We start from the raw sequence: 13962 nt of genomic DNA on the forward strand, positions 1-13962 counted from the left end.
TCAACTCATATGATGACTGATGCATCACGCGGATCTTGATGGGTGGAATTGAGCCAATGATGCCGTGGCCGGCACAACCCTCAGGTGCTGCCGCCCGCCTCGGCGACGGCATTGCCGGCGGCAACGGGCTTCCGTGCCTGACTGCGCCGCACGGAAAGCAGAGGCCGCTCGATCAGCCAGTAGGCCACCAGCCCGCCGGCGATGCCGCAGAAGGCGGCCAGAAACAGCGTCAGCCCCGGCGCGACGTGCAGCCGTTCGCCCACCTTGGCCACGACCGAGATCGCGAAGGTGTGCCAGAGATAGATGGAATAGGAGGCATTGCCGAGCAGCGTCGGCAGCGCGAACGGCCGGATCAGCCCCCGCGCTTCGAGCGCCAATACGCCGAGCACCAGCGCTGCCGCCAGCGGCCCGCAGGTCCATTCGTCGAAGGGCAGGCGGAAGATGCCGATGGTGGCGAAACCGCCGATCGCGACCAGCACCAGCCCCAGCCCTGCCGCCGCCCCGGGCAAGCGTCCGGCGAGCCACAGCTGGCCCAGCACCATGCCGATCGCAAATTCGAGGATGATCGGCCGGGTATAGGTCAGAAGCAGCGCATTGTCGGTCGAAAGGAAGGCACCGGCGATCGTCAGTGCCGCCAGCGCGACCCCGACCGTGGCCAGTTGCCGCGCGCGCGGAAGGAGCAGCGCGAGCGCGAAGACGAGGTAGAAGAACATCTCGAAGTTGAGCGTCCACCCCTGCACCAGCACCGGCCAGATCTCGCCGCTGCTCGGCGATCGCATCGGAACGAACAGGAGGGAGGCCACGACATGCCCGGCCGTCAGCTCCAGGTTGGGAAACAGGCCGACAAGCGCGCCGGCGACCATGACCATGGTGGCGAGCCAATAGATCGGCACGATCCGCACGATCCGGTCGGACAGGAACTTCAGCGGCGTGACCGGACGGCGCGCCGTGATGACCCACATGATGAAGCCGCTGATGACGAAGAAGACGTCGACGCCGGCAGCCCCGATGGCAAAATGCCCGCCCGTCTTTTCGGCGGCATGGAACAGGACGACGGCGATCGCCGCGACCGCCCGAAGATACTGGATGCCGTAGAGCGTCTTCATCGCCCGCCCGCCCGCGCAAGCGACATGACCGGCAACCGGCGCATCACCCTCGCCTGCACCGGCACGGCATGCCGCCGCGGCACGCGCATCGTCAGCTTTCCGGCCGCGAGATAGAGAAGGAACGAGCCGACGTGATAGGGGTTCATGATGTCGATCTCGAAGAAGGCGCGCATCGCAAGAAGCACGCAGATGCCGAGCAGCAATGCCGCTTCCGCACTGCCCTCGCCGGCGAGGAAGCGGCGCAGGTGACCGACGATCGCGACTATCAGCACGCCGAACAGGAGCACGAGCCCGATGAAGCCGGTCTCCACCATCGCCTCGATCGGCGTGTTGTGGAAGTGGAAGCCGGCGCGGCTGCCGATGTAGAACTCCTCCCACAGCCGTTCGGCCTCCGAGAAGCCCTGCACCCAGTAGGCCTGGTATCCGAGGCCGACCCACGGGTTGGCGGTCGCCGCCTCGATCCCCTGTTGCCAGAGATAGGTCCGCCCGGTGAGCGTGGTGTCCTTGCCGAAGGCGCCGAGCACCATCCCGTATCCTCCGGCCGAGATGAACCCGGCGCCGCCGATGACGAGAAGGATGAGGCCGGCGATGAACAGCGTCCGGCGGTTCTTCGGCGACAGCCACAGAAGCAGGCGCAGGCCCAGACAGCATGCCACGGCCGCGGCAGTGGTCAGGACGGAGGTAGCGGACTGCGAGGCGACAAGCGCATAGGCCGAGAGCAGGAAGACACCGCCGGCGGTCGCAAACGACAGGCCGCGCTCGCGCAACACGACGATCGCGGTGACGGCGAAGTAGACGCCGAGCGAGGCGTAGAAGCCGAGCTGGTTCTTCGATGCGAAGGCGCCGACGAAACTGACGGTGCCGTCCAGCGGATCGGCATGATAGACGCCGAAGGCGAAGGAATAGGCGAGCACCAGCCCGACCCCCACTATCGCACCGCGCGAGAGCGTGCGGATATCCAACACCCGCATGGCGATGAGCGCGCAGACGACGTGGGTGAAATACTGGATCCCGGTTCGCGCCGACTGCGCCGGCGCCGCCGACCAGAACATCGTCAGGCAGGCGAAGACGGCGAAACCGAAGATCCAGAGATAGCGTGTGTAGTTGCCGAGGACGTTGCGATAGTCCACCAGCACGAGCGGCAGCCACAGGCCATAATAGGCCAGGATCGACACCTGCCCGAAGCGGGAGGAATAGGCGAACACGAACAGCGACAGCGCCACGGCAGCCATGCCGTAGAGTTGGTTCTCGCCGGGTGTCACCAGGCTGGCCTTGGCGATCCGCATTGGCCGTTCACCGCATGGCGACGTTGTAGCCGACCTTGATCACGTCTCCGGGCAGGATCTGCGTCGTCTCCGTCGCCGGGATCTCGGTCGGGCGGCCGTCCTTCTCGCGCAGGATCACGTAGGTGGCGTCGGCCCCGGAGGGGTCTCGGTTCGTCGCCCCGGCATCGGCCGACTGCAAGAGCGCCTCCGACATCAGCTTCCGGCTCGTCTCGAGCTTCAGCGTGACGGCTTCCAGTTCGCTCTCGGTGTTCTGCATCTCCTGCGCCAGCGTCGCATCCCAGTCGTTGATCAGGTTGGTCTCGTCCTGGGCCGCCTTGGTGGCATCCTGCTTCGCCTTGAGGGTGGCGGTGTCGATATCGAGCAGGGCCGCCTGCAGATCGGCGGTACGCTGTTCCAGCGTCAGCTTGCGCGAGCTGATCGTCAGCCCGCGCTCGGCGAGGCTGTCGACCTTCTTGAGATCGTCCTCGACCAGGCTGAGCTGCCGCGTCTGCGTCTCCGATTTCTTGTCGAGCGAGGCGATCTCGGTCTGCAGCAGCGTCTTGAGGTCCGCCAACGCCTTGAGCTGCACCTTCTGCCGCCGGTCACGCGACTTCATCAGTTCCGTTTCGCTGTCCAGCAGGATCGCCGCTTCCGGCGCCTGGTCGAGCTCCTTCGGCATGGTGATGCTGTCCTGTTCGGCGATTTCCGCCTGCAGGCGCGCGCGCCGTGCCAGGAGACGGTTGCGCTCGGCAACCAGCACCGATGCGTCGCCGTCCGCGCGGATGAAGTCGCGGGCGAAGCGCTGGCCGGGGTCGGCGCGGCGAAGCCCGCCGCCGAGGCTAACCGCCTTCAGCACCGTCATGTTCGGGGCGAAGGGATATTCCCCCGGCGTCTGCACCTCGCCGGCCACGAAGATCGGCCGGTACTGCGCGAGCTCCACGGAAGCCGTAGGCAGGTCGCGCAGGGCGAAGAGCTTCTGCATGCGGAGTCCGATTTCCTGGGCGACCTCCGCCGTGGTCTTGCCGGAAACGGGAAGCTCGCCAACGAGCGGCAGCGAGATCTGCCCGGCAGCGCCGACCGCATAGTCGCCGCTGATCGCCGACCAGTCGCGCACCGCGCCCTCGGTCGTCTGCCATTCGACCACGCGAATGCGCAGCTTGTCGAGGACGTCGAGCCGGTAGTCCTCGGCAAGGGCAGAGGTGCCCTGCGCCAGCAACAGCCCGGCAGCAAGCACGAGGCCCCTGCAGAGGTTTCGAACGTGGAGACGCGGCCCGGAAGCCGTGATCACTGTTTTCATCGATAGATCCGTTTCTCCGTCGTGGCCCGCCATTGCGCGAAACAAGGGGGCACGAACAAGGGGGCGAGCCGTCCGTCGGGCCTCAATAGCTGCCGCGCGAGGCGCAGACGGCGGGGATCGTCTTGAACACGATGAGCAGGTCCTTGATCAGCGACCAGGTGCGGACATACTCGGTGTCGAAGGCGACGCGAGCGGAATAGGAGACGTCGTTGCGCCCGCTGACCTGCCAAAGACCGGTCAGGCCGGGACGGGTCTGCAGGTAGTAGCTGGCGGCGCTCTCGTAGAGCTCGAGCTCGTCCTCGACCACCGGCCGCGGGCCGACGATGCTCATTTCGCCGCGCAGGATGTTCATCAGCTGCGGCAGCTCGTCGAGGCTCAGCTTGCGCAGCACGGCGCCGACGGTGGTGACGCGCGGGTCGTGCTTCAGCTTGCGGGTCGTGCGCCATTCCTCATAGGCCTCGGGATTGGCCTTCAGGTAGGCCTGCAGCACGCGATCGCCGTCCATCCGCATCGTGCGGAACTTCAGGCAATGGAAGCTGCGGCCATTGTGGCCGATGCGGCGGTGGCCATAGAAGACGTTGCCACCGTCCGAGGCTTTCACCAGCGCAGCGATGAGCAGGAAGATCGGGCTCAGGAACAGTAGGGCAAGCGAAGTGGCGGCAATGTCGAAGCCACGCTTGGTGATTCCTCCGAGAGGGGGCGCGCCAGTGGCTGCGGCGCTCAGAAACGTCGAACTGGCCGATCGTGTCGCGGACTTCATAGAGTGGGCTCCGTTCCGGTTTGGCGATAGGTCTCATCCGTTTGGGACGTGAAACATCCAAGACGCAGGGTATGGTCAGATTTTGATCTTGGAAGCAGAATCTTTTTTTGTGAATCGATCAGATCCCTATTTAAGGATCTCATAATATATGAAATAGCCAATCCCTCGTGATGAGACAATGTATATAATAGTATCTTTTTCGTTATTTCCTCCCATATTGCTCCGAAATCACGATGACTTTTAACTTTATGAGTTCAAAGTCATAATTCTATACTCCGGATAGATTTGACGTGAGTGCCGGTGGCCGCCCAACGCCGTCAGAATCAGCGACAATGATTTGTGCCAGAATGAAATTCTGCATCGCAACATGCTGCTGCACTGCACACGAAAATGCGTGATGAAAGCCAATGCCGTGTAACAAAAGTTGATCGCCGCGTGATCGAGCAGCTTACCTCTAGCTGCGTCGGACGCATCGATGTTCCCGTTTGCGCTGCATCATGACCGGATTGCGGCCGGAACATGGCGGCATCGAATCGAGATCCGGCCCACGCCACGTTGCAGCACGACCGATCACAACCAATTGAGTTGCCGGGCGCTTAACCCTATCTGTAAGAGCCGTCGCGCCGGGCGATTGAACCCGCGGCTTTGCCCGCATATAATCGCAAGGCACCGGGAAACCGGGCACGCGGGAGGAATTCGCCCATGTCATTTAACCTTCACATGAATCCGGGCTAGCCCGATGTATGGTCCACGCGTCTTCATAAGCATGATCGGTGCCTTGCTGGTCTTCGGTCTCGCAACCTACGGCCTGACGGGATCGCTGTCCGACACGCTGATCCAGACGCTGATCTGTGCCGTCCTTCTCCAGGTCGGCTATTTCGTCGGCGTTCTCTTCCTGGTGTGGAAGGAGGCGCGGGAGCGAAGGCGCGAGACGGAGGAAGCGATCCGGGCGGCATCGCTCGCCGAGAATGCGGCGGCGGGCCTGCGCGTCACCTCCCTGAACAAGCCCGGCCACTCCAACTACTGAGCCAGAGACCGGGCCCTTCCCTTCTCGTAGGTCCTTCCGCGAACGCGCACGCCCGCAGGCTGCGTTGACGGGCACCCTTGCCGAGCACACCCTTGTCCGAGCAGAAGTTTCGCGATGCCCCGATTGGGACAAGATCGTCTTCCATGTTGCCGCCATGCTGCGCCGCACCATGACCCGGTGCCCGCGAAGGTGCCAACGATTGCGTGTCGAACGCAATCTCAAGATGGAGGCCGATCGGACGATGATCAGGGAAGTGTGCGTCATCATCGCTGCCAAGAATGCCGCCCAGACGATCGGGCGGGCCGTTTCCTCGGCGCTGCAGCAACCGGAGACGAACGAGGTCATCGTCGTCGACGACGGCTCGTCAGACGACACGGCCGGTGCTGCGCGCGCCACCGCCGGTGACAGCGACCGCCTGAAGATCCTGCGGTTCGACGAAAACCGCGGTCCGGCGGCGGCCCGCAACGAGGCCATTCGCGCCTCGCACTCGCCGATCCTGGGCATCCTCGACGCCGACGACTTCCTTCTGCCCGGCCGTTTCCAGCGCATGCTCGCCGAGACCGACTGGGACTTCATTGCCGACAACATCGTCTTCGTCGACGAGGCGCGGGCGGCAAAGGGGCAACTGGACATCGCCGAGATCGCGCCGCAACCCCGCCTGCTCGACCTGAACGGCTTCATCGAGGGCAACATCTCCAGGCGCGGCGTCCAGCGCGGCGAGGTCGGTTTCCTCAAGCCCCTGATCCGGCGGGAGTTTCTCGACCGCAACGAACTGCGCTATCACGAACAGCTGCGGCTCGGGGAAGACTACGATCTCTATGCGCGAGCCCTCGCCCACGGTGCGCGCTACAAGATCATCCACAGCTGCGGTTACGGCGCGGTCGTGCGCGGCAACTCTCTGAGCAGCAGCCATCGCACCGAGGACCTGCGGCGCCTCTACGAGGCCGACCGGGCCATCCTGGCGCAGCCCGGGCTTTCGCGCCAGGAGCGCGCCCTGATCGAAAGGCACGAGCGCCACATTCGCGCGCGCTACGAGTTGCGCCACTTCCTCGACCTGAAGAACCAGCACGGCAAGGGGCGCGCCTTTGCCTATGCGGCCACGCATCCGGCCGCCCTGCCTGCCATCGTCGGCGGCATCCTGCTCGACAAGACGGACCGCTTCCGCCGCAAGGCCGCGGCGCCGGCAGCGCTTGGTGGCACCGGTGCGGTCCGCTACCTCCTGGCCTCGCCGGCCGGCTCGTCGCGGTAGACGAGCCGATCACCAGCGCGGTGTCGGACCCGCCTCGGGATCCGGCGCCGCGTCACCTGCCTCAGAAATAGTCGCGCCGGACGCCGTCGAGGACCGACAGGAACCGTTCCTTGCGTTCGGCAAGGGCCCTGTCGGTGCTGAGTTGCGGCTCGGCGCGGCTCGCCTGCCACAGCGCGAGTGCCGAGCGGACGGCGAGAACCTGCTTTGCCGCCAGGCGCAGCCCGCCCTTGCGGGTGTCCGGCTGCCGTACCAGCACCTCGCCATCGGACGCCGGCGGACGCGCGGCCGGTTCGGCGACGGGGGCCTGCGGCGCTTCGAACTCGACGCCCCAGAAGCGGCTGCCCTTCATGATCGCCTCCGCCCGGCTCGAGATCGGCACATGGCGCGGCCTGTAGGTGACCCCCAGCGTTCCGGCCCAGTCGTTCCACTTGAAGCTGTTGATGTTCCGCGAGGTCGAGACGGCGACCCACGGCACGCGGAAGGCGTCGGCGAGGATGGCCCCGTGCATGGATTCGGCGATGATGAGCTCCGAGCGGGCGATCGCGGAGATCACATCCTTCGCTTCCCCACGCGGGTCGATATAGTTGATGCCGACCGTGGCGCAAACTTCCGACCAGACCCCGGCGATCGCCGATTCCCAGTGGGGCACGTAGCTCTTCTTGTGGGTTTTCGACAGGTGCCGGAACTCCGGCATGTCGGCCACCATCACCGCGGGATCGATGATGCCGAGGCGCTCGTCGACGCCGACCTTCTGCGCCGTCAGCGGACCGCGCACGCAGCGGATGTCCCACAGGTCCCGGTCGCTCATGTCGGGCAGGGCGCCGTATCCGAAGCCGCTGCCGAGGACCAGCTTGCGCCCGGTGTCGGGCAGCAGTTCCCTGTTCAGCACGGTGCCGACGCCGACAAGCAGCACGTCGGAGTGAACGTCGCGAAACCCGGGCAGCAGGAAATCCCAGAGCCAGAGGTTGAGGTCGTCGCCGAAATTGCCGTGGTCGGATTCCCAGTAATAGGGCTTCATATACGTCTCCTGAGACGAGGGATGGGGGGCGAGCGCCGGTATCTGGCCCTAGCGGGCGATCTTGCCGGCCGCGAGTTCGAAGACACTGCGCAGAAGGCTGGGGTCCCGCATGACCCACTTCGCCAGAAGGTCGAACTGCGGCAGCTTGCGGCGGCGAACGCGGCGGGCCTGGCTCCACAGCGCCTGCCGCCGCGCGGTGCTCTTGTAGGACCGGATCGAATCGGCCTCACTCGAGCGCTGCGCGAACCGGCCTTCCAGAAGGTCGAGCGCCACCCAGGTGTTGAACTGCTGCTTCAGGAACTGGGGCGAATCGTTGTCGATGGCGTGGAAGATGTTGATCCCCTCGCCACGCACGGCGCCGGCGGCATCGCACAGCACGACGCGCCCCGCGGCGCGGACGCAATCGCAGAAGAACAGCACGTCTTCTGCCGCCAGTCGCAGCCTCGCATCGAAGCGGACGGTCTCGAACAGGCTGCGGCCGATCACCATGCAGGAGAGGTGGAGGAAGCTCCAGTTCTTCAGCATGACGCTGGAAAGCTCGGGAATTTCGACGAGAAGCGGGTTCTCCTGCAGCCGGTCGACCTTTTCGGTCTTCTCGAGGTCCGCGACCCCGAAATGATAGTAGAACGCATCTCCGCCGGTGATCGACGCCCAGTAGCAGTCGGCGCCGAACCGCGTCATCGCTTCATAGGCGTTCTTCAGGTGATCGGGGGTCCAGATGTCGTCGGAATCCAGGAAGGCCACGAATTCGCTGTCGGCCGGCACGTTGTCCAGCGCCGTGTTGCGGGCGCCGCCCGGCCCGGCGTTCGGCTGGCGGATCACGGTGATCCGTTCGCGCCGGTTCTCGCTCAGGGGAGCCAGTTCCTCGTCGATGGAAAACGGCGACTGGTCATCCACGACAATGATGTGGAAATCGGTGTAAGTCTGCTCGAAAACGGAGGCGAGGGCACGCCTCAGGATGCCTGGTTCCTTCTGGTAGTACGGGATCGCGACAGTCAGCTTCGCCATCTTTTCGCCTTTTCGGTTTTCCTACAAAGAGATGTGCCCGGCTTCCTCCCAAAGATCTAGGCATGCACTAAAGTCTTGATAACTAAGCGACTTCCCTCTCCTCCAGCATTCGGGACGCGGCCATGCCCACTGCCATCAACGCGAAATCGGTCACGCGAAACGTCGGCTGGAGCGTCTTATCCAAGACAAGCACATTCGGGCTGAAATTTGTCACGGTCCCGATTTTGGCAAGAATCCTCACCCCCGAAGAGTTCGGCGCGGTGGCCGTCGCGCTTACCGTCGTACAGTTCCTGGCGATGATCGGCGGCGCCGGTCTGGCGTCCGCCCTAATCCTCCAGCGTGACGAGGATATGAAGACGATTCACTCGGTTTTCTGGGCCAATCTGGCGATCGCCTGCCTCATGGCGGTCGGGCTCTACGTCTGGGCCGAGCCGGTCGCAGGCCTGCTCGGCGCCACCGAGGCCGCCTATCTCGTGCGGCTGATGGCCCTGCTGATCCCGCTGCAACTGGCCGGCGATGTGGCCTATGCGCTGCTGGCGCGGCGCATGCAGTTCGGCAAGGATGCTTTCTGGAGCATGGTATCGGAATCGGCAGGCGCCATCGCCGCCGTGGTGCTGGCGCTCGCGGGCTTCGGCGTCTGGGCGCTGATCGTGCAGCTCTTCCTCTCCGCGGCGATCCGGCTCGTGGGTCTCTTCGCCGTCTCGCGCTACGTTCCCGCGCTGCAGATGTCGGTCGGCCGCGTCCTCGGCCTGGCCCGTTTCAGCCTGAGCATGATGGGCTCCGAGATCGCCAACTTCGTCAGCTTCCAGTCGCCGATGGTGATCATCTCCCGGTTTCTCGGGCTCGCCGATGCCGGCGCCTATTCGGCGGCGAACCGCTTCTCCAGCATCCCCAACCAGGTCGTGCTCTCGGCCGTCATGGGCGTCCTCTTTCCCGCCTTCAGCAGCATGATGCAGGACAGCGCCCGCCGCTCGAACGCGCTGATGCTCAGCACCCAGGTCACGACCGTCCTGCTGGCGCCGATGATGTTCGGCCTGTGGGCGCTTGCCGAACCCGCCATGCTCACGCTGTTCGGCCATCAATGGGCCTATGCCTGGCCGGTGCTGGGACTGCTTGCGCTGTCGAAAGGGATCCTGACCCCGTGCAGCACGTTCATCCCCTACCTGAAGGGCGTCGGTCACGGCGGCACGCTGTTCTGGTGGGCGATCCTTCGCGCGGTGATCACCACGGCGGCTGTCGCCTTCGGCGCCTATAACGGCACGCTCGTCGGCGCGATGATCTGGCTCTGCGCCGTCAACGCCTTCGTCCTCGTCGGCTATTCGATGGTGGTATTCCGGGCGGACGGCACGCCCTTCGTCCGTGGCTTCCTGACCTGCTGCCGCCCGATGTTCACCGCCGCCCTGATGGCGATCGTCGTCCGCCTGCTCCTGACCACTTTCGGCCATCTCGTCCCGAACGCGGCGCTGCAGGTCGCGGTCGGCGCCGTCATCGGCGGCGTGATCTATGCCGCGCTCGTCCTTCTCACCGAGCGCCCGCTCCTGCGGAAGCTCGTCGATCTCGCCCGGAAACGCGCGCCCGCCGCCGCACCCAGCCCGGCCCAATGAGCAGGTCGCGAGCCTCCGCAACGATGGCTTGAATCGTTTTGCCGCCTTTTCGCCACAATTGACCATCCCCGGCAACAGGAACAGAACCTGAAACGGTGGCAAAACGCAAAAAATGCGAAATTTCCTCGGCCGGAATACAGCCAAGACGTGCATGTATCTGAGTCTATTAGCAATTTCTGCAATTTACGGTGCCAGCGTGCCTTTTCGCCGGTTGCGGTAGCGCCCTGGACACATTTTGGTGACCGCCGGCGTTTCCCTTATTGTGCAGTGCAACCAAACCCTGCCGAGATTCTTGCTGCACTGCCATATTTTTCCGCCCTAACCGCCCTACCATTTTCGACGCGGGCACAAGTCTGCTTTGTCCGAAACGGCAGCCGGAAATGGGGCCCATTAGGAGTAGCTGATATCGTGGATATGAACGCGGGCGTTTCTTCGCGGATCAATCTGATGCGCATCGTGCTCATCTCGGGCATCGTATTCGTGCATGTTCCCTACGATCCGGCCAACAGCCCGTTTCTGGGACTGAACGGCCTGGTCGACTGGTTGCGCGTGTTCCTGGGCGACAGCCTGTTCCGGATCGGCGTTCCCTGCCTCAGCGCGATCTCCGGCTATCTTCTGTTCCGCCGCGGCTTCGAAGGCTTCAGCTACGGCAAGACGCTGCGCACCAAGGCGACCACAGTGCTGTTGCCCTTCCTGCTCTGGAACCTGTCGTTCCTGGCGTTCGTCTTCCTCGCGCAGAAGGTCGGCATCGGCTTCGGCTATCTGCCGGACGTGGTCCATGCCACTCCGCGCGAAATGGCGACGCTGGCGCTTGCCCTGGAAGGCTGGCCGATCAACCTGCCGCTCTATTTCCTGCGCGACCTGCTTCTCTGCCTTGTCCTGTCGCCGGTGCTGGCGCTGCTGGTCCTGCGCTATCCGCGTGCAACGCTGCTGGTGTTCTTCGCCTATGCGGTGCTGCCGGTGCCGAACGGAATCTTCCTGAAGAAATCGATCCTGTTCGGTTTCAGCACCGGCATCGCCGTGGCACTCCACCGCGTCGACGTCGGCGCCATCGACCGCTATGCGAGCCAGATCTCCGCCGCCGTCGTCGCCGCCGCACTTCTCTTGTCCGTGGCGCTCTTCCTCGTCGGACCCGACTTCCCGGTCTGGCTCGAGATCTTGCGCGCCATGACCGCACTGTCCGGCATCGTCGGCGCCTGGGCGCTGTCCGACCTTCTGCTGCGCACCCGGCTCGGGACGCGGCTGTCGAAGGGAGGCGGCCTGAGCTTCTGGATCTTCTGCGCCCATTATCCCCTGCTCGTCGGGTTGTGGATGGTGTGGAACCGCGTCGGCATCGACCACTATGTCGCCTTCTATTTCGCCGCGCCGCTGCTGACGATCACGATCCTCGTCGTCACCCACGCCATCGTCCAGAAGAGCCTGCCGGGCCTGCATGCCCTTTTGACCGGCAGCCGCTCGGCTGCACGCAAGCCGATTTCCAATACCGCCGCCCATGATGTCCGCTACTCGACCCCGCAACGGTGAAAGGATGCGATCGCCCATGACGACCACGAAACGAACCACGACCCAAACCTGCCTCGCAGCGCTGACAGCGCTCGTCTGCGCCACCTCCGCCGCTCCGGCCATCGCGCAGGAAGGCGCGAACGGCGCCTCCTTCGTCGAGAACTTCGACACGCTGGACCGCAAGGTCTGGTACGTCTCCGACGGCTGGAACAACGGCAAGCACCAGAACTGCACCTGGTCGAAGGACCAGGTGAAGATCGTCGAGGGCGTGCTCAATCTTACCTTCGAGCAGCGCAAGCTCGGCGAACGCGAATTCGCCTGCGGCGAGATCCAGACCCGCAAGCGCTTCGGCTACGGCACCTACGAGGTGCGGATGAAGACGGCCGAAGGCTCCGGACTGAACTCGGCGTTCTTCACCTATATCGGCCCGGCCGACAAGAAGCCGCACGACGAGATCGATTTCGAGGTTCTCGGCAAGAACTCCGCCAGGGTGCAGCTCAACCAGTACGTCGCCGCCAAGGGCGGCAACGAGAAGCTGGTCGACGTGCCCGGCGGCGCCAACAACGGCTTCAACGACTACGCCTTCGTCTGGGAGCAGGCCCGGCTGCGCTACTACGTCAACGGCCAGATGGTGCACGAGGTGACCGACCCGGCGAAGCTTCCGACGAACGCGCAGAAGATCTTCGTCAGCCTCTGGGGAACCGACACTTTGAGCGGCTGGATGGGCAGCTTCAACTACACGGCCCCGACCTCCATGCAGATCGACCGCATCGCGTATACGGCGCCGGGCGACGACTGCCAGTTCGCCGAATCCGTCGCCTGCGTCCTGAACTGAGGCGCGGCGAAAGCCCCGCCCGAGACTGCCACTTTCGTCAAGGCCCGGAATGATGCCGGGTGAAGAAACGGGATCATCCCATGCTGCATATCCTCTATCTGGCGCACGACCTCTCCGACCCTGCGATCCGTCGCAGGGTCCTTGCGCTACAGACCGGAAATGCCGAGGTGACGCTTGCGGGCTTCCGCCGGGGCGAGAACGCCGGGGCTGCGATCGGCAGCCTGTCGACGATCGAACTCGGCGCCACGGAGGATGCGCGTTTCGTCCAGCGGGCGGGCGCGGTGGCAAGGGCCTGCCTCAATCTCGGCACCTCGCTTCGGGGCGTTGCAAGACCCGACATCGTGATCGCACGCAACCTGGAAATGCTGGCGCTCGCACGTCGGGCGGTGTCGCTGTTCGGCGGCGACATCCCGGTCGTCTACGAATGCCTCGACATCCACCGCCTGCTGCTGCGCCAGGACCTCGGCGGGCGGATGCTGCGCGCGGCGGAGGCGCGGCTCGGGCGCGACATCAGCCTGCTGGTGACGAGCTCGCCCGCCTATGTCGACAACTATTTCGAGCCGCTTTCGGGCATCGACGCGCCGGTCATGCTGCTCGAAAACAAGGTGCTGGACCTCGACGACGACATCCCGCTCGTCCCCGGCCCGCGGCCGCCGGCCGACGACGAGCCGTGGAAGATCGGCTGGTTCGGCGCGCTCCGCTGCCGCAAGTCGCTGGATCTGCTCTCGCGGTTCTCGCGGGCGATGGAAGGCAAGGTCGAGATCGTCGTGCGGGGTCGTCCGTCCTACGCCGAACTGAAGGATTTCGACAGCTTCATGCGCGGCGAGCCGTTCATGAGCTTCCGCGGCGCCTACCGCAATCCGGAGGACCTGTCTGAGATCTACGGCGAGGTCCAGTTTGCCTGGGCGATCGACTTCTTCGAGGAAGGGCAGAACTCCGCCTGGCTTTTGCCGAACCGCATCTACGAGGGCTGCCGCTACGGCACCGTGCCGATCGCGATCAAGGGCACGGAAACCGCCCGCTTCATCGCCCGGCGGGATATCGGTTTTGTGCTCGAGGACGCCTCGGTGGAAGGGTTGGTCGACCTTTTCTCGCAGATCGACCGCCGGAGCTACACGGATGCGGCCGACCGGATCGTCGAGCAGGGCGCCCGCCAGTGGACCTTCCGCCGCGATGACTGCCTGGACCTCGTCCAGCGCCTCTCGGCAATCGCCAATTCCGAGGAAACCGCTTTTCGCAGCCCCGCACGGACCCGCCCCCACGGGTCGGCTGCCATTTAGGAGATCGAAC

General features: G+C 64.7%; 12 protein-coding genes. 6 read left to right on the top strand and 6 right to left on the bottom strand.

Annotation, left to right across the window (positions count from 1 at the left end; translation table 11 throughout):
* Positions 1-80: 80 nt before the first annotated feature.
* The 4 genes from OCK02_RS13605 to OCK02_RS13620 form a co-directional block, all read right to left on the bottom strand.
* Positions 81-1106, bottom strand: a complete 1026-nt coding sequence (locus OCK02_RS13605) for an acyltransferase family protein (RefSeq protein ID WP_263813517.1) — start codon at positions 1104-1106, stop codon at positions 81-83.
* Positions 1103-2392 carry an O-antigen ligase family protein gene (locus tag OCK02_RS13610; RefSeq protein ID WP_263813518.1) on the bottom strand — a complete coding sequence of 430 codons (1290 nt, stop codon included), beginning with the start codon at positions 2390-2392 and terminating at the stop codon, positions 1103-1105. The genes OCK02_RS13605 and OCK02_RS13610 overlap by 4 nt, the downstream gene beginning before the upstream one ends.
* 7 nt (positions 2393-2399) lie before the next feature.
* Positions 2400-3668 carry a polysaccharide biosynthesis/export family protein gene (locus OCK02_RS13615; RefSeq protein ID WP_263813519.1) on the bottom strand — a complete coding sequence of 423 codons (1269 nt, stop codon included), beginning with the start codon at positions 3666-3668 and terminating at the stop codon, positions 2400-2402.
* Between the two features lie 82 nt (positions 3669-3750).
* Positions 3751-4428: a sugar transferase gene (locus tag OCK02_RS13620; RefSeq protein WP_263813520.1), complete on the bottom strand. Its 678-nt coding sequence runs from the start codon at positions 4426-4428 to the stop codon at positions 3751-3753.
* Between the two features lie 739 nt (positions 4429-5167).
* Here OCK02_RS13620 and OCK02_RS13625 point away from each other — a divergent pair.
* Positions 5168-5455, top strand: a complete 288-nt coding sequence (locus OCK02_RS13625; RefSeq protein ID WP_318530132.1) for an exopolysaccharide production repressor protein — start codon at positions 5168-5170, stop codon at positions 5453-5455.
* A gap of 241 nt (positions 5456-5696) precedes the next feature.
* Positions 5697-6704 (top strand): glycosyltransferase family 2 protein, encoded by a 1008-nt coding sequence (locus OCK02_RS13630; RefSeq protein WP_263813623.1) that lies wholly within the window; start codon positions 5697-5699, stop codon positions 6702-6704.
* 61 nt (positions 6705-6765) lie between these two features.
* Here OCK02_RS13630 and OCK02_RS13635 read toward each other — a convergent pair whose 3' ends face one another.
* Both OCK02_RS13635 and OCK02_RS13640 read right to left on the bottom strand, forming a co-directional pair.
* Positions 6766-7722 (bottom strand): polysaccharide pyruvyl transferase family protein, encoded by a 957-nt coding sequence (locus tag OCK02_RS13635; RefSeq protein ID WP_263813521.1) that lies wholly within the window; start codon positions 7720-7722, stop codon positions 6766-6768.
* A gap of 48 nt (positions 7723-7770) precedes the next feature.
* Entirely contained in the window at positions 7771-8730 is a 960-nt protein-coding gene (locus tag OCK02_RS13640; RefSeq protein WP_263813522.1) for a glycosyltransferase family 2 protein, read from the bottom strand.
* A gap of 122 nt (positions 8731-8852) precedes the next feature.
* On the opposite strand from OCK02_RS13640, the gene OCK02_RS13645 reads away from it, so the two are divergent.
* From OCK02_RS13645 to OCK02_RS13660, 4 genes are all read left to right on the top strand, one after another.
* Positions 8853-10334: a lipopolysaccharide biosynthesis protein gene (locus tag OCK02_RS13645; protein WP_263813523.1), complete on the top strand. Its 1482-nt coding sequence runs from the start codon at positions 8853-8855 to the stop codon at positions 10332-10334.
* A gap of 414 nt (positions 10335-10748) precedes the next feature.
* Positions 10749-11858, top strand: coding sequence for an acyltransferase family protein (locus OCK02_RS13650; protein WP_263813624.1), 1110 nt, complete (start codon positions 10749-10751; stop codon positions 11856-11858).
* Positions 11859-11874: 16 nt separating this feature from the next.
* Positions 11875-12672 carry a glycoside hydrolase family 16 protein gene (locus OCK02_RS13655; protein ID WP_318530133.1) on the top strand — a complete coding sequence of 266 codons (798 nt, stop codon included), beginning with the start codon at positions 11875-11877 and terminating at the stop codon, positions 12670-12672.
* 80 nt (positions 12673-12752) lie between these two features.
* On the top strand, positions 12753-13952 hold the full coding sequence (locus OCK02_RS13660; RefSeq protein WP_263813525.1) for a glycosyl transferase family 1: 1200 nt from the start codon (positions 12753-12755) through the stop codon (positions 13950-13952).
* Positions 13953-13962 lie beyond the last annotated feature (10 nt).

The sequence above is a fragment of the Rhizobium sp. TRM96647 genome, assembly GCF_025780115.1.
Classification (GTDB): domain Bacteria; phylum Pseudomonadota; class Alphaproteobacteria; order Rhizobiales; family Rhizobiaceae; genus Mycoplana.